Here is a 24025-nt window from a genome sequence, read left to right as displayed (position 1 = left end):
GGGTGTCACCTGTCCTCCCAAGCAGGGGCGCAGGTGAAGGCGGGTCGTTTCATGAGATGCCTTTCACCGTGATCGCTGCCACGGCTGCCAGGAGCCCAGCCGCCGGTAGGGTCAGGACCCAGGCGATCACGATCTTGACCGCCGCGTACCAGCGCACCCTTCCGCCCCCGTAGGCCACGCCCGTCCCGATCAGGCTGCCTGCGATCGACTGGGTCATGCTCACCGGCATGCCCACCGCCGCGCACCCGATCACGGTGGTCCCCGAGGCGAGTTCGGCCGCCACGCCGTGCAGCGGTCGGGAGGCCAGGATCTCGCGGCCGAGGGTGCGCCCCGCCCTCGGCATGCCGTACATCGTGCCGAGACCGAACAGCGCGGCCGCCGCGAAGGAGACCGAGGGGCCCGAGGAGCCGACGGCGACGAGGAAGACGGCCAGCATCTTCTGCCCGTCGTTGGCGGCATAGGCCACGCACTGCAGGACGAATCCCGCCCAGTGCCAGCGCCGCAGCCCCCTGCTGGTGGTCATGGCGACGAGCAGCCGGGTCGTCGCCCATGCTGCCAGTGCGCCTGCGAACGGCGCGGCCAGGCCGACGGCCAGGACGAGGGCCACCGAGCCCGCCGAGACCTCCAGCCCCCAGCCCAGTCCCGCGCCCGTGAGTCCGCCGACGATCGCGAGGGTCAGGCTGGTGGGGCGTCCGTGGTGGCTGAGCGCCATGACCACGGCTATCGCTGAGAGTACGGCGATGGTCATGGCGCGCGTGGCCCCCGGGCCCTCGAAGGAGGCGAGCCTGGTCACGAAGGTGTGCGCGACCTGCTGGGAGACGAGGGGGACGAGCGCGGTCAGCAGTACCAGGGTGAGCACGCCGACGATCGGCCTGACGGTGGGCAGCTTGAGTCCGGTCGCCAGCAGCGTGCCGCCGTCGTTCACCCCCGACACGACGGCGAACAGGCAGGCGACCACGACCTCTAAAGGCACGCGCCCCAGCCAATCCGACCGCCGGCCGGCAGGGAACCCCGCGATCGTTGATGACCGGCATAACGAGCTTTCACGTGGCTGATCGTTCCCCGAGAGAGCTGCGGCGCAACGGATCGGCGTTCACCGGGTTCGAGGGCAACCCCGGATCGCCTTATGGCCGCCATAGCGAAATCCTGGCTGTCTCGCCGTCTCTCCACCGGGCTAACGTCCATATCACCCGATATCTCCCCAAGATCGAGTGGATGATGGACGAAGAGCTCATTCTGCTGAATCCCGGCCCCGCCTGTACCTCCCAGCGAGTCAAGGACGCCCTGCTGCGCGGAGACCTGTGCCACCGCGAGCCGGAGTTCACCGAGCTGCTGTTCAGGATCCGCGAGGCGCTGCCCCGCTGCCTGAACCTCGGCGCCACGCACGAGGCGGTGCTGGTCACGGGGTCGGGCACCGCGGCCATGGAGATGGCGGTCATCAGCTCCGTGCGCGAGGGCCGCGCGGTGCTCGTCGTCAACAACGGCGTGTACGGCGACCGCATGATCAAGATCGCGAAGGCGCACGGAATCACCGTTCACGAGGTCAGGAGCGACTGGACGGTCCCCGCCGACCCGGCCGCGGTGGCAGCGGCGCTCGCCGAGCACGACGACGTGGACGCGGTGGTCTGCGTCCACCACGAGACCACCACCGGCCTGATCAACCCGATCAGGGAGATCGGCGAGGTGGTCGCGGCCTCGGGCAGCCTCTTCGTGATCGACGCGATCTCCGGCACCGCGATCGAGGACCAGGACCTGGCCGAGGTCAAGGTCGACGTGGTCTGCGGCACGGCCAACAAGGGTCTGCACGGCCTGCCCGGCATGGCCTTCATCCTGTGCAGCGAGGCGTCGATCGCGCGTGTCCACGAGGTGCCCGAGCGCAGCCTCTACCTCAACGCCGCGAGCTACCTCAAGAGCGACGTGCCGTTCACGCCTGCCGTACAGGTGCTCTACGCACTGGATGAGGCGATCAAGGAGTACGAGGAGAACGGCGGGTTCGCCGGGCGCACCAAGCTGTACCGCGAGCGGGCCGCGCTGGTGCGCGGCCAGTTCGAGCGGCTCGGCCTGAAGATCCTCGTCGATGAACGGTTCAGGTCCAACACCGTCACCATGCTTCACCTGCCGGACGGCGTGACGTACCAGCCGCTTCACGACGAGCTCAAAAAGCGTGGCTACGTTGTCTACGCCGGTCAGGGACAGCTCTCCAACGACTTCTTCCGCATCTGCACGATGGGGGAGATCCCCTGGCACCGGCTGGAGCAGCTCGAGGCGGCGCTCCGGGAGTCGATCGAGGCAGCTAGGGGTTAACGCGCATGCAGCTCAACCTGCACCGACTGTGGATCTTCATGACGGTCGTGGAGTGCGGGGGGTTCTCTGCCGCCGCGCAGAAGCTCTACCTCAGCCAGCCGTCGGTCTCCCACCAGGTCAGGCAGCTTGAGCAGGCGCTGCGCGCCACGCTGATCGACCGCAGCGGGGCGCGCATCAGGCTCACGCCCGAGGGCGAGGTCATGCTGGAGTACGCCAAGCGCGTCTTCCTGCTGGCCGACGAGGCCGTCGCGGCGATCAGGCAGGTCTCGGGGCTGCAGACGGGCAAGCTGGTCGCGGGCGGAACCACCACGGTCGGCACCTACCTGCTGCCGCCGCTGCTGGCGGCCTTCCGCGAGCGCCATCCGGGTATCGAGATCGGCATCCACGTCGGCAACGGCCAGCAGGTCGAGCGCGGCCTGGTGGACGGTGAGATCGGCGTCGCCGTCCTCGCGGGCCAGCCGTCGGCGCCCCAGCTGGTCAGCGAGCCGATCCTGCAGGACCGCCTGGTCGTGATCACCCAGCCGGGACACTCCCTCTCCTCCAGGGATACGGCCGAGCCGTCCGAGCTGGCGGGGGAGCTCTTCCTGCTGCGCGAGCCTGGCTCATCCACGCGTGAGCTGCAGGAACAGGCGATGGAGACGTGGGGTCTGGACAGGAGCACCGAGATCTGGGGCCCCGAGACGATCAAGCAGGCGGTGGCGGCGGGGCTCGGCGTCTCGCTGGTCTCCGAGCACTGCGTGGAGCAGGAGCTGGCCGACGGCAGGCTCGCGGCGGTGGAGGTCACGCCCGCGCCCAAGCCCCGTCCCATCGTGCTGGCCCACCGCCGCGACCGGCTGCTGGGCCCCGCCGAACAGGCTTTCATCGCCATGCTGCGCACCGTGCGCACATGGCCGAGACTGAGGAGCGTTTCGTGAGGAGCCGGGCGCGGGTCGTCATCGTCGGCGGCGGCATCGTCGGGTGCAGCGTGGCCTACCACCTGGCCGAGCTGGGCTGGAGCGACGTGGTCGTGCTGGAGCAGGGGCAGCTGTCGTGCGGCACCACCTGGCACGCGGCGGGGCTGGTCGGCCAGCTGCGCAGTACCGAGAGCATGACCAGCCTGATCCGCTACAGCACCGACCTGTACGCCCGTCTGGAGAAGGAGACGGGCTTCGGCACCGGCTGGAAGCGGTGCGGCAGCGTCAGCGTGGCCCGTACGCCCGAGCGCATGATCCAGCTGAAGAGGACCGCCGCCCAGGCGCGCGCCTACGGGATCGAGGCCGAGCTCATCACCCCCGCGCAGGCGGGGGAGCTGTGGCCGGTCATGCGGACCGACGACCTCGTGGGGGGTGTCTGGCTGCCGGGCGACGGAATGGCCAACCCCTCCGACCTCACGCAGGCCCTGGCCCGCGGGGCGCAGCGGCACGGCGTGGAGGTCGTCGAGCGCGTCAGGGTCACCGGCACCGCCGTCAAGGACGGGCGGGTGACGGGCGTCGAGACGACCGAGGGTTTCGTCGAGTGCGAGATCCTGGTCAACTGCGCGGGACAGTGGGCCAAGGAGCTGGGCCGCCAGGCGGGCGTGACCGTGCCGCTGCACTCGGCCGAGCACTTCTACGTGGTCACCGAGCAGGTCACGGGCGTGAGCCCCCACCTGCCCGTGCTGCGCGACCCCGACGGCTACGCCTACTTCAAGGAGGAGGTGGGCGGGCTGGTGGTCGGCGGCTTCGAGCCCGACGCCAAACCGTGGGGCATGGACGGCATCCCGCACCCCTTCGAGTTCCAGCTGCTCGACGAGGACTGGGACCAGTTCTCGATCATCATGGAGAACGCGATCCAGCGGGTGCCCGCCCTCGAGAGCACCGGCATCAGGATGTTCTACAACGGCCCCGAAAGCTTCACCCCCGACAACATGTTCCTGCTCGGCGAGGCGCCCGAGGTGCGCGGCTACTTCGTGGCCGCCGGGTTCAACTCCGCGGGCATCGCCTCGGCCGGAGGGGCGGGCATGGCCCTGGCCGAGTGGATCGTGCAGGGCCAGCCGACCAGCGACCTCTGGCCCGCGGACCTGCGCCGCTTCGCGCCGTGGGCGGGCAACGACACCTGGCTGCGCGACCGCGTCAAGGAGACGCTCGGCCTGCACTACGCCATGTCGTGGCCCAATCGCGAGCTCGAGAGCGCCAGGCCGCTGCGCCGATCTCCCGTCCACCACCTGCTTGCTGAGGCGGGGGCCAGCTTCGGCTCCAAGATGGGGTGGGAGCGGGTCAACTACTTCGGTACGGCGGCGCCCTACACCTTCGGGCGGCCGGGATGGCAGGAGACGGTCGACGCGGAGATCGCCGCCTGCAGGAACGGCGCCGCGCTGTTCGACCAGACGTCGTTCTCGAAGTTCACGCTGAAGGGCCCCGAGGCGTGCGAGGCGCTGCAGTGGCTGTGCACGGCCGACGTGGACGTGCCGGTGGGCCGGGTCGTCTACACCGGAATGCTCAACGACAGGGGTGGGTACGAGAGCGACCTGACGGTCACCAGGGTCGCGCGCGAGGAGTACCTCGTGGTCACCGGCTCCGCGCAGGCCACCCGCGACTTCGACCTCATCTCGCGGGGGATCGGCGAGCGCCGTGCCGTCCTCGTGGACGTCACCAGCGCGTACGCCGTCTTCAGCGTCATGGGCCCCTCATCACGAAATATCTTGAAATCTGTTTCCAAGTCGGCTTTTGAAGGCGGTTTCGGGACGTCCGAGCTGGTGGATCTCGGCTACGCCACCGTCAGGGCGAGCCGCGTCACCTATGTCGGCGAGCTGGGCTGGGAGCTGTACGTCCCCGCCGAGTTCGCGGTGACGGTCTACGAGAGCCTGCTGTCGACCGGCATCACCCAGGCCGGCTACTACGCCATCGAGGCCATGCGGCTGGAGAAGGGATACAGAGCGTGGGGCCGCGAGCTCGGCCCCGACGTTTCACCGGTCGAGGCCGGACTGCTGTTCACCTGCAAGAAGAGCGGCGACTACCGAGGACGCGACGCGGTCGAACGCCTGAGTGCGGCAGGGCCCGCGCGCAGGATCGTCTCCATCACCCTCGACGAGCACCTGTGGGGCGGGGAGGCGCTGCTGCACGACGGCGCGCCGGTCGGCCACGTGACCTCGGCCGCCCACAGCCCCACGCTGGGCAGGACGGTCGGACTGGCGTTCGTCTCCGGCGCGGGGCTGGAGAAGGTGGAGGTGCAGGTGGCCGGGGAGAGGTACCCTGCCCAGATCAGCCGCAAGGCGCCCTACGATCCCACCTCCGCGAGAGTGAAAGCTTGACATCCTCCCCCCGTCAACGAGGGGAGTCCCCCGGTCGCCCGTGGGGGTTCCTGTTTCACGGCCGACCGCCTTACAGGAGAGGACTCTCCTTTGAGGTCTTACGTCAGCTCCGCAGGCGTTTCACCTCTCCGCCAGCCCGGCGGCGAGGATGTTCTTGGCCGCGTTCACGTCCCGGTCATGGGTCGCGCCGCAGGCGCACTCCCAGGTCCGGACGTTCAGCGGCATCTTGTCGGTGATGGTGCCGCAGGCCGAGCACAGTTTGGAGGAGGGGAACCAGCGGTCCACGACCAGCAGCTCCCGCCCATACCAGGCGCATTTGTACTCCAGCATGCCGCGCAGTTCCCGCCAGGAGGCATCGGAGATGGCGTGGGCCAGCGAGCGGTTTTTGACCATGTTGCGGACGGTCAGGTCTTCCACGGCGATCACTTGGTTCTCGCGAACAAGCCGTGTGGTGACCTTGTGCAGGTGGTCGCGGCGGCGGTCGGCGATCCGCGCATACACACGAGCCACCTTCAGCCGGGCCTTGGCCCGGTTGTTGCCGCCTTTCTGTGTGCGGACCAGGGCTCGTTGGGCCTTGGCCAGTTTCTTACGGTCGGCCCTCTCGTGTTTGGGGTTGACGATCTTTTCGCCGGTGGACAGGGTGGCCAGCGCGGTGATGCCCGCGTCCAGCCCGACCGCGCTCTCGGTTGGCTCCCATGGCTGGACCGTGTTCTGGCACAGGATGGAGACGAACCAGCGGCCCGCGCTGTCACGCGACACGGTGACCGTGGACGGCTCCGCCTCCTCCGGCAAGGGGCGCGACCACACGATGTTCAGCGGGGCGTCCATCTTGGCCAGGGTGAGTGCGCCGCCCGAGTACCGGAACGCCGAGCGGGTGTACTCCGCCGAGGCCCGCGACTTTTTACGGGACCTGAAGCTGGGATACTTAGCCCGCTTGGCGAAGAAGTTCGCGAACGCCGCCTGAAGGTGGCGCAGCGCCTGCTGCAGAGGAACGCTGGACACCTCGGAAAGGAAGCAGAGTTCCTCGGTGCGTTTCCACTCGGTCAGCGCGGCCGACGACTCCACGTAGGAGATCCGGCGCTGCTGTTGAGTGTAGGCGCGGGTGCGTTCCTCCAGCGCCTTGTTGTAGACCAGGCGGACGCAGCCGAACGTCCGGGCAAGCTCTGCGGCTTGTTCGGGGGTGGGGTAGAAGCGGTACTTGAACGCCCGCTTCACGGGCTGTGCCACGCCTCACATTCTACTGCTAGATCAGTTAAGGTATGGAGTGGGGCGTGCAAATGCAGGCACGCTCAGGCCCGAGAGGCCTTCCCGCTCCCGTCTTCTCTCCGGCCTGACGGCCGGAGTACCCACGGGGGGATCTGATGAACGCCGAGTACGTCCTGACACTGTCCTGCCCCGACCGCCCTGGCGTCGTCGCCGCCGTCTCGGGTCTGCTCGCGGCGCGCGGCTGCAACATCACCGAGAGCCAGCAGTTCGGCGACCAGGCCGCGAAGCGCTTCTTCATGCGGGTGCAGTTCACCGCCGCGCTGCCGCAGGACGAGCTCTCCAGCGCGTTCGCGGGGCTGGTCCCCGAGTTCGGCATGGACTTCAAGCTGCGCGACCTGTCGGTCAAGCCGAAGGTGCTGATCCTGGTCAGCAAGTTCGGCCACTGCCTGAACGACCTGCTCTACCGGGTCAGGTCCGGACTGCTCGACATCGAGATCGTCGCGGTCGCCTCCAACCACCCCGACCTGCGGCCACTCACCCAGTCGTACGGCATCGACTACCACCACCTGCCGGTGACCCGCGAGACCAGGCCGCGCCAGGAGGCGGAGATCCTCGCGCTGGTCGAGCACTACCAGGTCGAACTCGTGGTGCTGGCCCGCTACATGCAGGTCCTGTCGGAGGACCTGTGCGAGAAGCTGTCGGGCAGGGCGATCAACATCCACCACTCGTTCCTGCCGTCGTTCAAGGGGGCCAAGCCGTATCACCAGGCCCACGACCGCGGCGTGAAGCTGATCGGCGCGACCGCCCACTACGTCACCTCCGACCTGGACGAGGGGCCGATCATCGAGCAGGAGGTCGCCCGCGTCGACCACAGCCACTCGCCCACCGACCTGGTGGCGATCGGACGCGACGTGGAGTGTGTCGCCCTGGCCCGCGCGGTGAGGTGGCACGCCGAACAGCGCGTCCTGCTCGACGGCCACAAGACCATCGTCTTCCCCCGCTGACGGTGCGGGCTCAGGGGCGGTAGGTGCCGAAGAACCAGGCGTTGCCCTCGGGGTCCTCGCAGGCGTACTCACGAGAGCCGTACGGCTGCTCCACCAGCTCCATCGTGATCCTGGCGCCGGCGGCCAGCGCGCGGTCGTGGTGGGCGTCGGGGTCGTCCACGGCGACGTAGATGCCGGGACCGCCGGGCTTGCCCTCGCCCAGCATGATCATGTCATCGCCGACCAGCATCTCGACGTGGTTGTTCGACACCTCGTGCGGGATGAAGCCGAAGGCGGTGCCCAGGAAGCCGGCGGCCGCGGGGACGTCCCGGTAGCGGGCGAGCGCGAAGACGGTTCGTTTCATGAGGCCAAGTCTGCGCCCCTGCTGAGCTGCGGTCTTGGACGAATCTGACCGGGCGTGGCGCCCGCCATGGCGCGGAACTCGCGGTTCATGTGCGGCTGGTCGTAGAAGCCGCACGAGGCGGCCACGTCGGAGAGCGGAAGGCCCTCGCGCAGCAGGCCCATGGCGCGGTCGAAGCGGATCACCCTGGCCGACGCCTTCGGGGTGAGGCCGACCTGGTCGTGGAAGCGAGCGACGAGGTGGCGGTGGCTCCAGCCGAGGGAGCTCGCCAGCGAGGCCACGCTGACGGAGCCGCCCGAGGCGACCAGGCGCTCCCAGGCCCACAGCACGGGCGGGTCGGGCGGGGGAGCGGTCAGGATGCGGGCGGCCAGCAGCGACTCGGCCAGCGCCAGGCGCTCAGCGGACGAGGCGAGCGCGGCGAGTCTCTCGCCGGCCGTACGGCTCCATGCGGGCAGCAGGTCGTCGACGGGCAGCACCAGGTTGGTCAGCTCGCGCATCGGGACGCCGAACAGGCGGCGGGCGCCGAAGGGGGTGAGCACGACCTCGACGCCCTCGGTGGGCCCGGAGATCCTGGTGACCGTGTAGCGGTCGCCGAGCCCCCCGGTGAAGGAGGTGAGACGGGCGCCGCCGACCTCCATGGGAGCCCCGAAGGCGAGGATGAGCACCGCCCCCGGCACCGCGGCCTCGGTGCGCGTCAGGGGGCGGTCGTAGCGCTCCCTGTAGGCGCACAACCGGGTGACGTAGGGCCGAAGGGCGGCACGGGGCACGCCCTCGGCCATGGTCAGGCCCATACCGCAGACGATACGTCAGCGGCCGTGGATCTTGGCGAACGTCAGCCCGCCCCGCCGCACGCCGGCGAGGAGGCGGCCCGACGGCGGACGCAGGCCGTCGAGGCCGCCGCCGGGCAGGGTCCTGTGGGCGTGCTCACAGCCCGGTGTGCCTGGCCAGGAAGGTGAGCTGGTCGGCGGCCAGGTCGACGGTGCGGCTCACCGAGCGGGCGCCGTGGCCGACCTCGCCCTCGTTGCGCAGCAGGATCGGTGCGGAGCCCGACGTGGCGTGCTGCAGCGCGGCGCACATCTTCCACGCGTGCAGCGGATGCACCCGCGTGTCGGACTGGAAGACCGTGAACAGCGTCGCGGGGTAGGACACGCCCTCGCGTACGTGGTGGTAGGGAGAGTAGGCCCACAGCCAGGGGAACTCGGAGGGGTCCTCGGCCGAGCCGTACTCGACGTTCCACGTGGCGCCCAGGCCGAACAGCTCGTAGCGGATCATGTCGAGCAGCGGCGCCGAGCAGGCGACGGCCGCGTAGAGCTCGGGTCGCTGGGTGAGGGCCGCGCCGACCAGCAGGCCGCCGTTGGAGCCGCCCGAGACGGCCAGCTGGGCCGAGGTGGTGACGCCGGTGGCGATGAGGTGCTCGGCCGCCGCGTGGAAGTCGTCGAAGACGTTCTGCTTGTTGCCGAGCATGCCGGCGCGGTGCCAGTCTTCGCCCTCCTCGCCGCCGCCGCGCAGCCCCGCGATCGCGTAGACGCCGCCCGCCTCGACCCAGGTGAGGACGGAGGCGGAGTAGCCGGGCGTCATGGAGATGCCGAAGCCGCCGTAGCCGTTCAGGATGGTGGGCCTTGGCCCCTCGCCGGAGACCGGCGAGATCACCAGCATGCGCACCTGCGTGCCGTCCTTGGACAGGTAGGTGACCTGCTCGGTGCGGACGGCGGGCACGTCGACCGCGCCGGGGGAGGCCGCCCACAGCGAGGTCTCGCCCGTGCGGGCGTCGTAGCGCTGGATGGTCGGCGGCGTGGTGTTGTCGGTGTAGCCGAACCACGCCTCGTAGCCGCCCTCGGGCCGCTCGGAGATGCCGCCGATCGTGCCGAGCCCAGGCGTGGGCACCTCGCCGACCCGCTCGCCGCTCTCGAGGGAGTGGAGGCTGATCTCGCTCAGCGCGTGGCGGGTCCAGCCGACGACCATGACGGGGCGCTCGAGGTCGTCGAGGATGGCGAAGTCGGTCAGCACCGCCTCGGGGTCCTCGGGGATCAGGTCGGTCCAGACGGAGGGGTCGGCCGGGTCGGCCACGCAGACCCTCGCTCGCGGCGCGTCGCGGTCGGTGTGGACGTAGATGCGCCCGTCGCGGCCGAAGACCAGCCCGGTCTGCGCGTCGACGCCCTCCTGGACCACGGTCAGCTCGGGCCGCTCGGCCGGGGAGGAGGACAGGTCGGCCACCCACAGGTCGTTGCGCGGCGCGGTGCCCTCGGAGGCGGAGATCTGCAGCCAGCGGCCGTCGCGGGAGACCGAGACGCCGTAGTAGTTGGTCATCTTCAGGCCGTCGCCGAAGATCATGACGTCGTCCTCGGTGGAGGTGCCGACGCGGTGCAGGTAGACACGGCGGTGGAACTGCGACTCGCCCTCGGGCACCTCGGTGCTCGGCAGGCGGCGCACGTAGTAGTACGCCTCGCCGCCGGGCAGCCACGCCACGGGGGAGTAGCGGCACCTGTCGATCGGGCCCTCGACCCTGGCGCCGGTGCTCACGTCGATGATGTAGAGCGAGGACTCCTCGTCGCCGCCGACAGAGATCTGGTACGCCAGCAGGCGCCCCTCCTTGTCGGGCTGCACGGCGTCGAGCGTGGTCAGCCCCGAGGGGTCGATCGCCATCGGGTCGATGAGCGCCCGCTCGGTGCCGTCGGCCTCGACCACGTAGTAGACCGCGTGCTCCTGGTCGGGGGTGCGGCGGGAGAAGAAGTGCCGCTCGCCCCGCCAGACGGGAACGCCGACCGAGCCCGACCGGAGCAGCTCCGCGATGCGCTCCTTGAACCTGACGGGCTCCGCCTGGGCCCTGAACAGCTCTTCCTGAGCCAGCAACCAGCCCTTCACCTCAGGCTCTTCGGGGTCCTCGAGCCAGCGGTAGGGGTCGGGCACGGGGGTGCCGTGCAGGTTCTCGACGATCTCGTCTCGGCGTGCGGCTGGGTACATGTCTGAACCTTACCGGGGACGCGTAAAGCCCAGGAGGGGCGGGCATAAATGACATCGTGTGTCCCTCTGGTCATCTCTATTGGGTGGCGGGGGCATGCGAGAGACGCCAGACTTGGTAAAGGACGGTGCCGTGGTGACCATCCGTTGGACCGTCCGGCGGAGGTCCACGTGACGGAAGCAACCGGGTCCCAGGAGGGACCGCCAACAGGGGCCATGGCCCCTCTGATACCCGTGCGTCGGGGGGTGGCCCCCTGATGCGCCAAGTACTCCTGCTCAACGCCACCTACGAGCCGCTGACCACGCTCTCGCTGCACAGGGCCGTCGTGCTCGTGCTCAGGGAGAAGGCCGACGTCGTCCACCGCGACGGCAGGGGAGCGGTGCTCCGCTCCGCGACCTGCACGGTCGATGTGCCTTCGGTGATCAGGCTCCGAAGATATGTCCGTATTCCCTACCGGTCTCGCATCCCCCTGACGCGCGCCGCGCTGATGCGTCGTGACGACTTCCGCTGCGCCTACTGCGGGCAGCGGGCCGAGACGATCGACCACGTCGTACCCCGTTCGCGGGGCGGCACGCACACGTGGGAGAACTGCGTGGCCTCCTGCATGCCCTGCAACCACAGGAAGGCGGACAAGTTCCTGGAGGAGCTGGGGTGGACGCTCCGCGTCGCCCCCGCGGTGCCGAGGGGAGCGCACTGGCGGCTGATCGGCGCCCAGCTCGTCGGCGACCCCCAGTGGGCGCCCTACCTGTCGGAGACGGCGGCCTAACGGCGCGCGGCCTGCTCCGCGAGAGCGTTGATCCCGTAGAGCAGGCCGCCGACCAGGTCACCCGCGCTGAAGACGGTGGCCATCGACATGGCCGTCAGCCTGCACGAGCCGTCCGGCAGGCGAAGTCTGGCGTGCTCCCCTGTGACGATCTCCAGCGCGCGGCCCTCGACGTCGACGAAGACGACCACGGCGTCGGGCGACTCCTCGCCCATGGCGGCGTGCAGCCGTTCGGCGAAGTGCCTGCGGGCGCCCACCGGCGGGCCGAGGAAGGCGCCGAAGCGAAGGCCGGTGCGCCGCTCGGCCGAGGTCAGCGCCGTGCGGAGGTCGTCGGCCTGGGTGGCGGTGAGCCCGCGCATCGCTCTCACCACCCCGCCGAGGCGCCGCCGAGTTGCCCGCCGGGCTCGGCCGTCTCGGCCATGCGCGGCCAGTCGGCCTCCGGGACCGGCGCCCAGTGCGCCCTCCTGTTGGCCAGGACCAGGTTGGCGGTGCTGACGCCGTGCTCGCTGTGGCGCGGACCGCCCAGCCACACGACGTCGGAGGGCGCCTCCGTGTCCCTGCTCGCGCCTGGCAGCAGGACCATGAGGCTGATCAGCAGGAACAGCCCCGTCGAGGTGCCGATGAGGAAGCCGAGGATTTCCAGCGCGCTGTCCACACCATGACCGTAATCCCGCGCGGACGCCCCGGCCAGACCCCATCACCAGACCGATGGCCTCCTGTCGCCCCAGAAGCCGCCCCTGGCCGCCTCGACCTGTGCCGACAGCGAGATGAGCGTGCCCTCGCCGCCGACGCGCCCCGCCAGCATGACGCCGATCGGCAGGCCCTCGGCGTTCCAGTGCAACGGCAGGTTGACGGCGGGCTGCCCGCTCACGTTGTAGATCGCGGGGAAGGCCGCGAACCGCTTCATCCGCTCGAAGGTCTGCTCGGGGTCGCCGCCCTCCTCGAACCAGCCGACGGGCCTGGGCGGCTGGGTGAGCGTCGGGGTCAGCACGGCGTCGTAGGCGTCCGTCACCGTCAGCGCCAGCCGCGTGGCCATCTGCAACGACGACTGCGCCTGCAGGAAGTCGGGGGCGGAGGTGGCGAAGCCGCGCTCGCGCAGCCAGGCGGTGAGCGGCCGCAGCAGGTCCTGCCTGTCGAGGGCCACGGGGTGCACGCAGGCGAAGGCGAACCACAGGGTCACGAACTGCGGTACCAGGTCGGGGCCGAAGGGAGGGGCGATGTCGACGACCTCGTGGCCCAGCAGCTCCAGTGTCTTGGACGCCTCCTCGTAGGCGGTCAGCACGTCGGGGTGGACCGCGGCGCCCGGCACGACCGGCTCGGCGTAGCGCGCGATGCGCAGACGGCCTGGCTCCCTCGCGGCGCACTCGAGGAACGTGCCCTCGTGCGCGGGCGCGAGGTAGAGGTCGCCTGGGTTGTGGTGGCTCATCACGTCGAGCAGCGCCGCGGCGTCGGCGACGGTCCTGGCGATCGGGCCGTTGGTCGACAACCCGGCCAGGTCGGGGATGATCGGGGCGAAGCTGATGCGCCCCCTGGTCGGCTTGATGCCGAACAGGCCGCAGACGGACGAGGGGATCCTGATGGAGCCCGCGCCGTCGCTGCCCTGGGCGGCGGGCGCGAGCCCCGCCGCCACCGCGGCCGCCGCGCCCCCGCTCGACCCGCCCGCCGAGCGGGAGAGGTCCCACGGCGTACGGCTCGGCGGCGACACCGAGGTCTCGGTGTAGCACGGCAGGCCGAACTCGGGCGTGGCCGTCTTGCCGAGCATGACCGTGCCCGCGTCGCGCAGCCGCTCCACGACCGTGTCGTCGACGGGCGAGACGAAGCCGGCGTAGGTGGCCGAGCCGAAGCTGATCGGCACATCCTTGACCAGGTTGAGGTCCTTGACCGGGATCGGCACGCCGTACAGGGGGCCGCTGGGCTCGGTGAGGTCGCGCGCCTGCGCGAGCGCCCGCTCGGCGGTCACGGTGACGAACGCGCCGACCTGTGGATCGATCCGTTCGATGCGGTCGAGATAGTGCCGGGTGATCTCAATGGGTGAGATTTCCCGGCGCCTGACGGCTTCCGCCTGCTCAAGTGCGGTGAGATCATGGATGTGCGCCACGAACCGCAGAGTAGGCCGAGTTATCTAGAGAAGAAAAGAACTAGATACCCGGAAACCGGGCCCCCTACGCGGTGACCTGGGCCATAAAACTATGGACGGGTCAACAGTAGGAACCGGGGTGGGGCTCGGCTACCTTTTGTAGCGTGGACTCCGCTAAGCAGCGAGAAGACGGTAACAACACGTCACCGATCTGGGTGAGTGACAGGCCGGCCAAGGAAGAGGGCACCGGCGCCAAACACTCGGCACCCACGTCAACGTACGCTCCCGTCGAACGCGCTTCCCTGCGCAGCCTGCTCCAACAGCCCCGCTATCGCCATCTGCGCACGCGCGCGCTCATCGCCGTCGCGGCCGGCGTCGTCGTGGGCTTCCTCGTCGGCGACCCGCGCGTGGGCATCAGCGCCGCGGTCGTGGCCGCGATCGCCGACACGGTCTACCGCGCCAAGTCCAACTCGAGCGTGCCCGCGTGGCGGCGCTCGTCCGTGGCGGAGCGCAAGACCGAGGCGCAGCTGAAGAGGCTCGAGCGCAGCGGCTACCGCACGCTCCACGCCAGGGCGATCCCCGGCAGCGAGGCGCAGATCGACCACCTGGTGATCGGCCCCACGGGCGTCTACGCGGTCGACTCGGAGAAGTGGGACAAGCGCCTGCCGGTGCGGGTGCAGATGGGCAAGAAGCTCTTCCACGGACCCTTCGACATGAAGCCGCGGCTGACAGAGGCGCGCTGGGAGGCGACCCAGGCGAGCGAGCTGATCAGCAAGGCCTACGGCCGCGAGATCACGGTCGTGGCTTCGCTGGCGATCTACGGCCCGCCGGTCCCCTGGAAGATCATGACGATCCGCGAGGTGGACGTCTACGAGGGCGCCAGGGCCAGGAAGTGGATCACCAAGCGCGAGCGGGCGCTCACCGAGGCCGAGATCGACAGGATCTACGAGATCGCCAGCCAGGTGCTGCCTCCGCGCTACGGCGAGGGGTGACCTGAGCGTCCGATCCATGGACGCGCGTCTCAGTCAGCGAGCGAGGGGTCGTACCATGTGATGACTCGCTAGCGATGGGAGACGCACCAATGCCCGCCCTCAGGTCTCGTACGGTCACGCACGGCAGGAACATGGTCGGCGCCCGGGCCCTGCTCCGGGCGACCGGCGTAGCCGGGAGCGATTTCGGCAAGCCCATCATCGCCGTGGCCAACAGCTTCACCCAGTTCGTGCCAGGCCACGTGCACCTGCGCGAGGTCGGCGACCTGGTCGCAGGCGCCATCAGGGAGGCGGGCGCGATCCCGCGCGAGTTCAACACGATCGCCGTCGACGACGGCATCGCGATGGGCCACGGCGGCATGCTCTACTCCCTGCCCAGCCGCGAGCTGATCGCCGACGCGGTCGAGTACATGGTGAACGCGCACTGCGCCGACGCCCTGATCTGCGTCTCCAACTGCGACAAGATCACCCCCGGCATGCTCCTGGCCGCCTTCAGGCTGAACATCCCGACCGTCTTCGTCTCGGGCGGCCCCATGGAGGCCGGCAAGACGCCCGGCCGCAAGCTCGACCTCGTCGACCCGATGGTCGCCGCGGCCGACGCCTCCGTCACCGACGAGGAACTCCTCGAGATGGAGGAGAACGCCTGCCCGACCTGCGGGTCCTGCTCGGGCATGTTCACCGCCAACTCCATGAACTGCCTGGCCGAGGCGATCGGCCTGGCGCTGCCCGGCAACGGCACGATCCTGGCCACGCACAAGGCGCGCAAGAAGCTGTTCGAGGACGCGGGCCGCCGCGTGGTCGACATCGCCAAGCGCTACTACGAGGACGACGACGAGTCGGTGCTGCCGCGCTCGATCGCCTCCAAGGACGCCTTCGAGAACGCGATGACCCTCGACGTGGCGATGGGCGGGTCCACCAACACGATCCTGCACATCCTGGCCGCCGCCCGCGAGGCCGAGGTCGACTTCGGCCTCAAGGAGGTCAACGAGGTCTCGCTGCGGGTGCCGTGCCTGTGCAAGGTCGCTCCCGCGACGAACAAGTACCACATCGAGGACGTCCACCGCGCCGGCGGCATCCCCGGCATCCTGGGCCAGCTCGACAGGGCGGGGCTGCTGCACCGGGACGTTCCCACGGTCAACGGCGGCACCCTCGGCGAGGTCATCGCCGCATGGGACCCCTCGTCGCCGACCGTGCTGCCCGAGGCCGTGGAGCTCTGGCACGCCGCTCCAGGCAACGTCCGCACGGTCAGGCCCTACTCCCAGGACAACCGCTGGGACGACCTCGACCTCGACCGCGCCGAGGGCTGCATCCGCGACCGTGAGCACGCCTACAGCAAGGACGGCGGGCTTGCCGTCCTCTACGGCAACATCTCCCGCGACGGCGCGGTGGTGAAGACCGCGGGCGTCGACGAGTCGATCTGGAAGTTCTCCGGGCCCGCGGTGGTCTTCGAGTCGCAGGAGGAGGCCGTCGACGGCATCCTGGCCGGCAAGGTGAAGGAGGGCGACGTCGTCGTCATCCGCTACGAGGGCCCCAAGGGCGGCCCCGGCATGCAGGAGATGCTCTACCCGACCTCCTTCCTCAAGGGCAAGGGCCTGGGCAAGGCCTGCGCGCTGGTCACCGACGGCCGCTTCTCCGGCGGCACCTCGGGTCTGTCCATCGGCCACGCCTCGCCCGAGGCTGCCGAGGGCGGGGCCATCGCGCTGGTGGAGGACGGCGACCTCATCGAGATCGACATCCCCAACCGCCTGCTCGAGCTGCGGGTGCCCGAGGAGGAGCTGGCGGTGCGGCGCGAGAGGCTGCTGGCCGACCTCGGCGGCTACCGCCCCCGTGAGCGCCAGCGTCAGGTGAGCGTGGCCCTGCAGGCCTACGCCGCCATGACCACCTCGGCCTCCACGGGCGCCTCCAGGGACCTGTCCCAGCTCGCCCGCTGAGTTCCGTCCGTACGGCCCGCGCCTCCCGGTTCGCCGGGGACGCGGGCCGTCGCCGTACCGGGCTCTCTCAGGCGGCGACGAGGTCGGGTCTGCGACTCCTGGCGAGGCCGAGCGCGGCCAGCGCCAGGGCGGACATCAGCGCCATCCCCACGGCCATCGCCACCGCGTCGTGGTCGCCGCCCAGCCCGACCAGCGGCGCGACGACCGCGGCGAGCGCGTGCTGCAGGGTGCCGAGCACCGCCGAACCCGCGCCCGCCGCGTACGGCACGCGCCCGATGGCCAGCGCGGTGGCGTTGGCGAACACCAGCCCCAGGCTGACGGAGAAGCACAGGACGGCGGTCAGCGCGACGGGCAGGCTCAGCCCTCCCGCCACCGTGATCACGGCCTGCGCGGCCGTTGACACCATCAGCCCGGTCAGGCCCGCCGCCAGCAGCCGCTCCGCGCTCACCCTGGCGACCAGGACGGCGTTGGCCGACGCCGACAGCGTGACGATCACCGCGCCGCCGCCGAACACCAGGGAGGCCTCGCCCACACTCAACCCCAGCACGTTCTGGAGCACGAACTGCGAGGCGGAGATGTAGCAGAACAGCGCGCCGAAAGCGAAGGTGAAGGCCAGCGTGTAGCCGAGGTAGCCCCTGTCGGAGAGCATCCGGCGGGCCGAGCGCATGCTGCCCGCGACCCCTCCCGCCTGCCTGCGCGGCCTCGGCAGGCTCTCGGGTACGGCGAGCAGCACGCCGAGGAAGGAGACGGCGGCGAGCACGGCCAGCGCGACGTACACGCCGCGCCAGCCGTACAACTCGCTGATCAGCGCGCCCGCGGGAGGGGCCACGATGGGGCCGATGCCGGTCAACGCCATGAGGATGCCGAACATCCGCGCCGCCGCCGCGCCGTCGGCCACGTCGGAGACGACGGCGCGGCTGATGACCACGCCCGCCGCCACGCTGAGGCCCTGCAGGAAGCGGAGCCCGGTCAGCGCGGGGAGCGAGGGGGCGAGCGCGCACAGGGCGGAGGTGGCGCAGGCGAGGGCCGCGCCCGCGAGAAGGGGGAGGCGCCTGCCGTACCGGTCGGAGAGGGGCCCGAGGACCAGCTGGCCGACGGCCAGGCCCGCCACCATCGAGGTGAGCGTCAGCTGGAGCGCGGGGGCGCCCGCGCCGAACTCCTCGGTCATGCGGGGGAAGGCGGGCAGGTACATGTCCGTGGCCAGCGGACCGACCAGGGAGAGCAGGGCGAGGACGAGCAGCAACATGCTTATAGTTATATACATATAAGTGTCTGTAGGATAGCCGGGTGGCAGAAGACCTTCTCGCTCAGGCGCGCGCGCTCACCTCGCCCCTCTATGACCTGGCCAGGGCGCTGCGCTTCAGCGGCGTCGCAGAGGCGGGGCTCTACGCGCTGCCCCCCTCGGAGCTGGAGGTGCTGCGCTACGTCGTCCAGGAGCCGGGCGTGGGTCTCACGGCGCTGGCCAGGGCGCTCGGCATGCAGGCGAGCAACGTCAGCGCGACCGTGCGCTCGCTGGTCGGCCGCGACCTGGTCACGCGCGAGCCTGATCCCGCCGACCGCAGGTCCGTACGGCTGAAGCCGACCGTCCACGCGCTGCACGGCATGGCGCTGATCGAGGGGGCGTGGGCCGAGATCTTCGCCGCGGCCCTGGCGGACCTCAGCCCTTCGCAGCGCGAGTCGTTCACGGCGGCGATACCTGCGATGGTCGCGCTGGCCGAGGCGCTCAAATCACGCCGATAGGCGCACAGAGTTTCGAAAAATGTCGGTGCCGACCCGTACTCTATGGGTATGACGACAGTCGTGAAGTCCTCCACGCGACCCCTGACGACCGCCGAGATCGCCGCCCTCGCCCTCTCCCTCGCCCACCTGGGCGCGGGGCCGCAGGCCGTCACCGCCCGGCGCGGCCTGCGCCACGCCTTCGAGCACCTGGAGCTCGACGACGACGTCATCAGCACCACGCTCGCGACCCTCACCGACCCGCTGCCCGTGGAGGTGGCCTCCAGGGCCAGGGTCATCGCCGACGCCATCACCAGCAGGCTCGTGGTCCGCATCCACTATCGCGACGCCTCGGGCAAGGTCACGATCCGCGACGTCGACCCGGTGACCTGCCTGGTCCACAGGGAGTTCTGGTACCTCGTCGGCGTCTGCAGGATGCGGCGAGCCATCAGGGCGTTCAGGTTCGACCGCGTCATCGCGGTGGAGCCGACGCTGACTCCTGCCCGTCCCCACCTGGCAGACCGCTTCCTGCCCTTCCAGCGCAGGAGGGCCGCCTGATCCCGTAGCCCGCGCGAAGGATCGCCGTGACCGCCAGGTAGGCGGCGCGGCGATCCTGAGATCCCGCGGTGCTTCGAGAGCGAGGACCCCGATTCCGGTGCTTCTGCGCCCCTGGTCCTGGGCCTCACCTCCAATACTGAGGGACGCTTGACCTCCGTCAGGCTTCGAGGTTGCCGCGCGGCTGGCAGGCTCCGCTTCATGCGTCTTCGGGGGATCTCACTCGTCGTCGTGCTGGCGATCGTCACCTGCGCCTGCGGCCAGGCGGCCGGCGCGCCACCTCCCAGCCACGCCGTCGCGCCGCTGGAGGTTCCTGAGGGGGCGGGCCGCGATCAGGTGAGGTTCCATCTCGCCCGCATGATCGAGACCGGCGCCCGCGCGGCCACCGAAGAGGAGGGACGGCTGCCCCCCTCGGTACAGCGGGGCCTGAACCGCTCGCTTGCCGCTCACCTCGACCGGCATCCTGGACGCTTCTCCGTGGCCGTCTACGACAGGACCACCTCGGTGCGCTACGCCTTTCGCGAGAGCACGCCGTTCATGCTGGCCAGCGTGGCGAAGGTGGACATCCTGCTGGCCCTGCTGCTGCTCGCCCAGCGCGAGGAGCGTCGCCTGACGGACGGCGAACGCCGGCTCGCCGGCCAGATGATCAGGCAGAGCGACAACTACAGCGCGCACAGGCTCTACACCGCCATCGGCGGGAACCAGGGTCTCAGCGACACCCTTCGGAGGCTGGGCATATCGCACACCAGTCCGGGGCCTGGCTCGTACTGGGGCCTGACCAGGAGCAGTCCGTCCGACCAGGTGAAGGTCCTCGAGAAGCTGACCGATCCCGCGGGCCCCGTCTCGGCCCGCAACCGGCGCTACGCGCTCTCGCTGATGTCGTCGGTCGACAGGACGCAGGCGTGGGGTGTCAGCGCGGCGGCCTCGGGCGGGCGTGTCGCGCTGAAGAACGGCTGGCTGCCCGCGCGGGTGCACGGCGGGCTGTGGACGATCAACAGCGTGGGACGCCTCGCGCTGCCTGGACACGAACTGCTCATCGCGGTGCTGTCGGAGCGCAGCCAGGACATGAGCGCGGGCGTCTCGCTGGTCGAGCGCGTGGCCAGGACGGCCGTGCACGCCTTCACCGGCGTCAGAACGCCCCTGACCCCACGACGGCCGGTGTCAGAACGCCTGCCTGGCCCTCCGACCGTCGGCGTCCGTCTGGCGGACCGTGACCTCTGCCCGGTGGCCGGATGCCAGGCCCGGCCCATCGACACGAACCAACCGGCGCCGCCTGGCAGCCGAGCGGATCGCTAGCGCGCTGCACGGCCCGGGCGTGCCTAGGCGCAGCAGCCGCCGCCACAGCACCCGCCGCCGCCACCGCCCGCCGGAGCTCCGGCGTTGCCGGTCACGGCCACGGTCGACAGGAGCCTGACCGTGTCGTCGTGGCCCTCGGGGCAGGCGGCGGGGTCGCCGGAGGCCGCCATCGGACGGGTGACCTCGAAGGTGGATCCGCAGGCGCGGCAGCGGAAGTCGTAGCGCGGCATGGCCCTAGGGTACGGGGTCGAGCGCGATGTGGGCGTAGTCGGACACCGGTTCGTAGCCGATCGACTGGTAGACGGCGTTGCTGGTGGGGTTGTTCAGGTCGGTGAACAGCACCACCTCCTGGCAGCGCTCGGCCAGCGCCATCCGGCTGGCGTAGGCGGTGACGGCCGCGCCGTAGCCTCTGCGCCGGCACGACGGCGGCGTGTAGACGGGGCCGACCCTGCACATCCCCGCCGCCTCGGGGGAGACGCCCGCCAGGGAGACCGGCGCGTCGCCGTCCACCCAGAGATGGACGTCGCCGTGGGCGATGCGCCGCTGGGTCAGCTCGGCCAGGTCGGCGCCGTCGATCAGGCTCACCTCGTCGGTGAAGGCCTGGAACCAGTTCATGACCAGCGGGAAGTCGCCCATGTCCGCGCGGCGTCCCGCGCCCGGCACCTCGGGCACGGCCAGCGTGCCGAGCCGGTAGAGGCGTTCTGGCCTGCGCCTGGACGAGGTCGAGCCCCATGCGGCGACGAAGGCGTCACCGAGCTCGACCGGTCCCGAGACCTCCGGCACGTCGAGGCCGCGCTCGCGCAGCGCCCCGGCCAGCGGGACGAGCGAGGACGGCGGCATCCCCGCGAGGTAGAGCGGGCGGGGAGGGGTGCGGAAGACCGCTCCGCAGACCTCGCCCTCCTCGCTCCACCAGCCGAAGAAGGAGCCCTCGGCGACCGGCATGCCGGAGCGCAGTCCCGCCAGGAGCGTCAGGGCGACGGTGTTGGCGACGGGCTCACGGCGCAGGAAGGCTTCGGCGTGCTTGGCGTACTCCGCGACGTCCGAGGAGAAGATCCACATGGTCGGAGATGATGCCAGATCGCCCGTTCGAGGCGCTCGCCCTCAGTCGGCCAGCAGGCGCGCGACGTGCGCACTGACGTCGTGCAGCAGAGTGGAAGGCTCGACCCGCACGCCCGCGACGGCCGAGACCAGCGAGGCCAGCCCCGCTATCGGGAAGCCGTCGTCGACCATGGCCTTGGCGCCGACGTCGTTCTTGTCCAGCGCCAGCCTGCTGCGCTGCCAGGCGTCGAGCACCTCCTCGGGGGAGGGCACGCCGAATCCGTGACCGACGGGCGCGGCGTGGCGCAGCTTCACCAGAGGGGTCTCGGCGAAGGCCAGCGAGGTGCGCGCCCGCACGTGCAGGTCTTCGCGCTCCCCTGGAGCGATCCAGTCCATCGCCGTGCAGGGGTTGCGGCAGGTCGCCACGCACACCGCCATGGCGCCCGCGACCTGGCTGTGCTGCCTGTCGAAGTAGGCGCGCCATCCCTCGGGGGGCTCGGAGGCGACGCGGAGGGTGCGGTTGGTGGCCGACTGCTCGGACTTGGTGTGGTCGCACTCCCTGTCGCCGATCACGCCGAACCTGCTGCCCGGCGCGCTCAGCCCCTCCGGCCAGCGGGCGGGGTCGCCCGCGTGCCCCAGGTGCGGCTCGAAGGCCAGCAGCGGGAGGTATTCGCTCGCGATGTGCACCGCGGCGATCATCGGGCTCAGCTCGCGGCGGAACCACCTGATCGCGATGACCTCCAGCAGGAGGGCGTAGGCGGGCCGCAGGGACTCGAGGGCGCCGCGCGGTTGCTCGCGCGGAGTCTGCGGCATGTGGCACTCGCGCGCCCTGCGCCTCAGGTCGCTGGGTACGGCAGGCGCCCCCACCGCGAAGTCCTCGGCGTCCAGCGACAGCAGCCGCTGTCCGAACTCGCAGACCTCGGCGATCTCCTTGGTAGGGGCCAGCGCACCGAGATCGGCGAACGCGTAGCGGCGAGCCAGCGCGATGAGCAGATCACGAGTCGTTTCCACGCGATCACTCTCTCATGACCTGCCCGTGGTCACGGATTCGTCCCCCGCTCCCGCCGCAGGGAGCGGCCGCGTCACGGACAGGGAGCCTTGACGCACTGGACGTCTCCTGGGCCGGTCTGCGGGTCGGGGGTCGGCGGGTCGGTCGTCGGCTCGGCCGTCGGCTCCTGCGGGCTGGGCTGGGTGCTCGGCTCGGGGGAGGGCTCGGGCGTGGGCTCCTTGGTCGGCTCCTGCGGGGGCGAGGCGGGCGGCGTGACGGGCGCGCTCGGCTTGGGAGGGGTGGTCGGGCGGCCCACGGACGGGACGGGGGCGCTGGGCACGACCTTGCCGTCCTTGATCGTCGAGGTCGGCGGTCTGGTCTGGCCCTGCTTGACGGGCAGCCTGACCTCGATCGTGCGTCCCCCGACGGGCAGGGGCACGGACTGGTCGCGCCGTACGCTCTGGAGGGGCTCGGGCTCCCTGAACCACGTCCACCCCACGGCGGCCACCGTCGCGACGAGAGCGGCCGCGATCGCCGCGGCCATGACGAGCGCTCGCCTGCGCCCGCCCCGCTCGAGGACCGCGGGCCTCGTGGCCGGCCCCGCGGTCGAGGGGGCGGAGCCCTGTTCCTGACCGGCTCCCTGCTCCAGGGGCAGGTCGGCCTCGGGAGAATCGGCGGCGGGCCGCTGGTTGACGGGGGAGTGGCCGGGTTCGGCGGCGGACGGCGCGGCCGACCAGATGCTCGCGCTGGGATGGGCCGAGGCGTGCCTGGCGGCGGCGGCCATGTCGGAGGCCGAGGGCCAGCGCCGCTCGGGGTCCTTCTCCAGCGCCCTGCCCACCAGCACGCGAGGGCCCGCGGGCACGTCGTCGGGCAGCGGCGGCACCGGGGCCCTGAGGTGCTTGAAGATGATCTGGACAGGCGTCTCGCCGTCGAAGGGCAGCTCGCCCGTCAGGCACTGGTAGGCCACCACGCCGAGCGCGTAGACGTCGACGGCGGGCGTGATCGTGCCGGCCGAGGCCTGCTCGGGCGCGCAGTATCCGGCCGAGCACAGCACGGTGCCCGTGGCGGTGAGCTGCCCGCCCGAGGCCGAGTGGGCGATGCCGAAGTCGGTGAGCGTGACGCTGCCGTCGGGCCTGATCATGAGGTTGGCCGGCTTGACGTCGCGGTGCACGATGCCCTGCTCGTGGGCGGCGGCCAGCGCGTCGGCGACCTCGGCGACCAGGCGCATCGTCTCCTCGGGCGTCAGCGCCGAGCGGCGCAGCAGCCGGTCGAGCGACTCGCCGTCGATGAACTCCATCACCAGGAAGCTGACCCTGCGCCCGTCGCCCAGCTCGCAGGTGCCGCAGTCGTAGACGTCGACCACGCCAGGGTGGGCGAGGGTGGCCATCGCCCTGGCCTCGTTCTGGAAGCGCTGGGCGAAGCGCGGATCCTCCATGAGCGCGGGAAGGAGGACCTTCACCGCGACGGCGCGACCGAGCACGGCGTCGTCGGCGCGCCAGACCTCGCCCATGCCGCCACCACCCAGTCTGGTGGTGAGGCGGTAGCGATTATTGAGCGTGGTCCCCGAGCCGAGCACCTGTCGAGGCTAACA

General features: G+C 70.8%; 22 protein-coding genes and 1 pseudogene. 10 read left to right on the top strand and 13 right to left on the bottom strand.

The window, feature by feature from the left end; translation table 11 throughout:
- Positions 1-49: 49 nt before the first annotated feature.
- Entirely contained in the window at positions 50-973 is a 924-nt protein-coding gene (locus tag ABFX55_RS24045; protein WP_346124491.1) for an inorganic phosphate transporter, read from the bottom strand.
- A 242-nt stretch (positions 974-1215) separates the two neighbouring features.
- Between ABFX55_RS24045 and ABFX55_RS24040 the strand changes: the two genes are divergently transcribed.
- Genes ABFX55_RS24040 through ABFX55_RS24030 form a run of 3 tightly spaced genes read left to right on the top strand, consistent with a single transcriptional unit; the run spans position 1216 to position 5572 of the window.
- Complete coding sequence (locus ABFX55_RS24040) at positions 1216-2304, top strand: pyridoxal-phosphate-dependent aminotransferase family protein (RefSeq protein ID WP_346124489.1); 1089 nt, start codon at positions 1216-1218, stop codon at positions 2302-2304.
- 5 nt (positions 2305-2309) lie between these two features.
- On the top strand, positions 2310-3218 hold the full coding sequence (locus ABFX55_RS24035; RefSeq protein ID WP_346124487.1) for a LysR family transcriptional regulator: 909 nt from the start codon (positions 2310-2312) through the stop codon (positions 3216-3218).
- On the top strand, positions 3191-5572 hold the full coding sequence (locus ABFX55_RS24030; RefSeq protein ID WP_346124485.1) for a GcvT family protein: 2382 nt from the start codon (positions 3191-3193) through the stop codon (positions 5570-5572). The genes ABFX55_RS24035 and ABFX55_RS24030 overlap by 28 nt, the downstream gene beginning before the upstream one ends.
- Here ABFX55_RS24030 and ABFX55_RS24025 read toward each other — a convergent pair.
- A pseudogene (locus ABFX55_RS24025) lies at positions 5539-6799 on the bottom strand (RNA-guided endonuclease InsQ/TnpB family protein). The gene ABFX55_RS24030 and the pseudogene ABFX55_RS24025 sit on opposite strands and share 34 nt — an antisense overlap.
- 134 nt (positions 6800-6933) lie before the next feature.
- Here ABFX55_RS24025 and purU point away from each other — a divergent pair.
- Entirely contained in the window at positions 6934-7782 is an 849-nt protein-coding gene (gene purU, locus ABFX55_RS24020) for a formyltetrahydrofolate deformylase (protein WP_346124482.1), read from the top strand.
- A 10-nt stretch (positions 7783-7792) separates the two neighbouring features.
- Here the strand turns inward: purU and ABFX55_RS24015 are convergent, their stop codons facing one another.
- From ABFX55_RS24015 to ABFX55_RS24005, 3 genes are all read right to left on the bottom strand, one after another.
- Positions 7793-8125: a VOC family protein gene (locus ABFX55_RS24015; RefSeq protein WP_346124480.1), complete on the bottom strand. Its 333-nt coding sequence runs from the start codon at positions 8123-8125 to the stop codon at positions 7793-7795.
- Positions 8122-8913: a helix-turn-helix domain-containing protein gene (locus tag ABFX55_RS24010; RefSeq protein ID WP_346124478.1), complete on the bottom strand. Its 792-nt coding sequence runs from the start codon at positions 8911-8913 to the stop codon at positions 8122-8124. Before ABFX55_RS24010 ends, ABFX55_RS24015 begins: the two co-directional genes overlap by 4 nt.
- Before the next feature lie 133 nt (positions 8914-9046).
- On the bottom strand, positions 9047-11083 hold the full coding sequence (locus ABFX55_RS24005; RefSeq protein ID WP_346124477.1) for a prolyl oligopeptidase family serine peptidase: 2037 nt from the start codon (positions 11081-11083) through the stop codon (positions 9047-9049).
- Between the two features lie 254 nt (positions 11084-11337).
- On the opposite strand from ABFX55_RS24005, the gene ABFX55_RS24000 reads away from it, so the two are divergent.
- Positions 11338-11847 carry an HNH endonuclease gene (locus tag ABFX55_RS24000; protein WP_183647602.1) on the top strand — a complete coding sequence of 170 codons (510 nt, stop codon included), beginning with the start codon at positions 11338-11340 and terminating at the stop codon, positions 11845-11847.
- On the opposite strand, the gene ABFX55_RS23995 is transcribed toward ABFX55_RS24000, so the two are convergent.
- The 3 genes from ABFX55_RS23995 to ABFX55_RS23985 are packed head-to-tail and all read right to left on the bottom strand — an operon-like array spanning position 11844 to position 13942.
- A complete protein-coding gene (locus ABFX55_RS23995) occupies positions 11844-12203 on the bottom strand; it encodes a DUF5130 family protein (RefSeq protein ID WP_346124475.1) in 360 nt (119 codons plus the stop codon). The genes ABFX55_RS24000 and ABFX55_RS23995 overlap by 4 nt on opposite strands.
- Positions 12204-12208: 5 nt before the next feature.
- A complete protein-coding gene (locus ABFX55_RS23990; protein ID WP_346124473.1) occupies positions 12209-12499 on the bottom strand; it encodes a hypothetical protein in 291 nt (96 codons plus the stop codon).
- A 42-nt stretch (positions 12500-12541) separates the two neighbouring features.
- Positions 12542-13942 (bottom strand): amidase, encoded by a 1401-nt coding sequence (locus ABFX55_RS23985; RefSeq protein WP_346124471.1) that lies wholly within the window; start codon positions 13940-13942, stop codon positions 12542-12544.
- A 143-nt stretch (positions 13943-14085) separates the two neighbouring features.
- Here ABFX55_RS23985 and ABFX55_RS23980 point away from each other — a divergent pair, with 143 nt between their 5' ends.
- Together ABFX55_RS23980 and ilvD are read left to right on the top strand one after the other, a co-directional pair.
- Positions 14086-14913 carry a nuclease-related domain-containing protein gene (locus ABFX55_RS23980; protein ID WP_183647594.1) on the top strand — a complete coding sequence of 276 codons (828 nt, stop codon included), beginning with the start codon at positions 14086-14088 and terminating at the stop codon, positions 14911-14913.
- An 89-nt stretch (positions 14914-15002) separates the two neighbouring features.
- Positions 15003-16841, top strand: a complete 1839-nt coding sequence (gene ilvD / locus ABFX55_RS23975; protein WP_346124469.1) for a dihydroxy-acid dehydratase — start codon at positions 15003-15005, stop codon at positions 16839-16841.
- A gap of 67 nt (positions 16842-16908) precedes the next feature.
- Here the strand turns inward: ilvD and ABFX55_RS23970 are convergent, their stop codons facing one another.
- Positions 16909-18087, bottom strand: a complete 1179-nt coding sequence (locus ABFX55_RS23970; RefSeq protein WP_346124467.1) for a multidrug effflux MFS transporter — start codon at positions 18085-18087, stop codon at positions 16909-16911.
- Between the two features lie 41 nt (positions 18088-18128).
- Here ABFX55_RS23970 and ABFX55_RS23965 point away from each other — a divergent pair, with 41 nt between their 5' ends.
- The 3 genes from ABFX55_RS23965 (at position 18129) to ABFX55_RS23955 (ending at position 20408) form a co-directional block, all read left to right on the top strand.
- Positions 18129-18581: a MarR family winged helix-turn-helix transcriptional regulator gene (locus ABFX55_RS23965; protein WP_346124465.1), complete on the top strand. Its 453-nt coding sequence runs from the start codon at positions 18129-18131 to the stop codon at positions 18579-18581.
- Between the two features lie 48 nt (positions 18582-18629).
- Positions 18630-19115, top strand: coding sequence for a helix-turn-helix transcriptional regulator (locus tag ABFX55_RS23960; RefSeq protein ID WP_346124463.1), 486 nt, complete (start codon positions 18630-18632; stop codon positions 19113-19115).
- Positions 19116-19313: 198 nt separating this feature from the next.
- Positions 19314-20408 carry a serine hydrolase gene (locus ABFX55_RS23955; protein ID WP_346124462.1) on the top strand — a complete coding sequence of 365 codons (1095 nt, stop codon included), beginning with the start codon at positions 19314-19316 and terminating at the stop codon, positions 20406-20408.
- 23 nt (positions 20409-20431) lie between these two features.
- Here the strand turns inward: ABFX55_RS23955 and ABFX55_RS23950 are convergent, their stop codons facing one another.
- The 4 genes from ABFX55_RS23950 to ABFX55_RS23935 all read right to left on the bottom strand — a co-directional run bounded on the left by ABFX55_RS23950 (position 20432) and on the right by ABFX55_RS23935 (position 24010).
- Entirely contained in the window at positions 20432-20638 is a 207-nt protein-coding gene (locus ABFX55_RS23950; RefSeq protein ID WP_346124460.1) for an FmdB family zinc ribbon protein, read from the bottom strand.
- Between the two features lie 4 nt (positions 20639-20642).
- The gene (locus ABFX55_RS23945) at positions 20643-21467 is read right to left on the bottom strand and encodes a GNAT family N-acetyltransferase (RefSeq protein WP_346124458.1); all 825 of its coding nucleotides are present in this window, start codon (positions 21465-21467) and stop codon (positions 20643-20645) included.
- A gap of 42 nt (positions 21468-21509) precedes the next feature.
- Positions 21510-22457, bottom strand: coding sequence for a hypothetical protein (locus tag ABFX55_RS23940; RefSeq protein ID WP_346124457.1), 948 nt, complete (start codon positions 22455-22457; stop codon positions 21510-21512).
- A gap of 71 nt (positions 22458-22528) precedes the next feature.
- Positions 22529-24010: a serine/threonine-protein kinase gene (locus tag ABFX55_RS23935; RefSeq protein WP_346124455.1), complete on the bottom strand. Its 1482-nt coding sequence runs from the start codon at positions 24008-24010 to the stop codon at positions 22529-22531.
- Between the last annotated feature and the right edge of the window lie 15 nt (positions 24011-24025).

The sequence above is a fragment of the Nonomuraea roseola genome, from assembly GCF_039535395.1.
GTDB classification, from domain to species: Bacteria; Actinomycetota; Actinomycetes; order Streptosporangiales; family Streptosporangiaceae; genus Nonomuraea; species Nonomuraea roseola.
The sequence above is the reverse complement of the archived record's forward strand: the minus strand, read 5'-3'. Positions and strand labels throughout refer to the sequence as shown.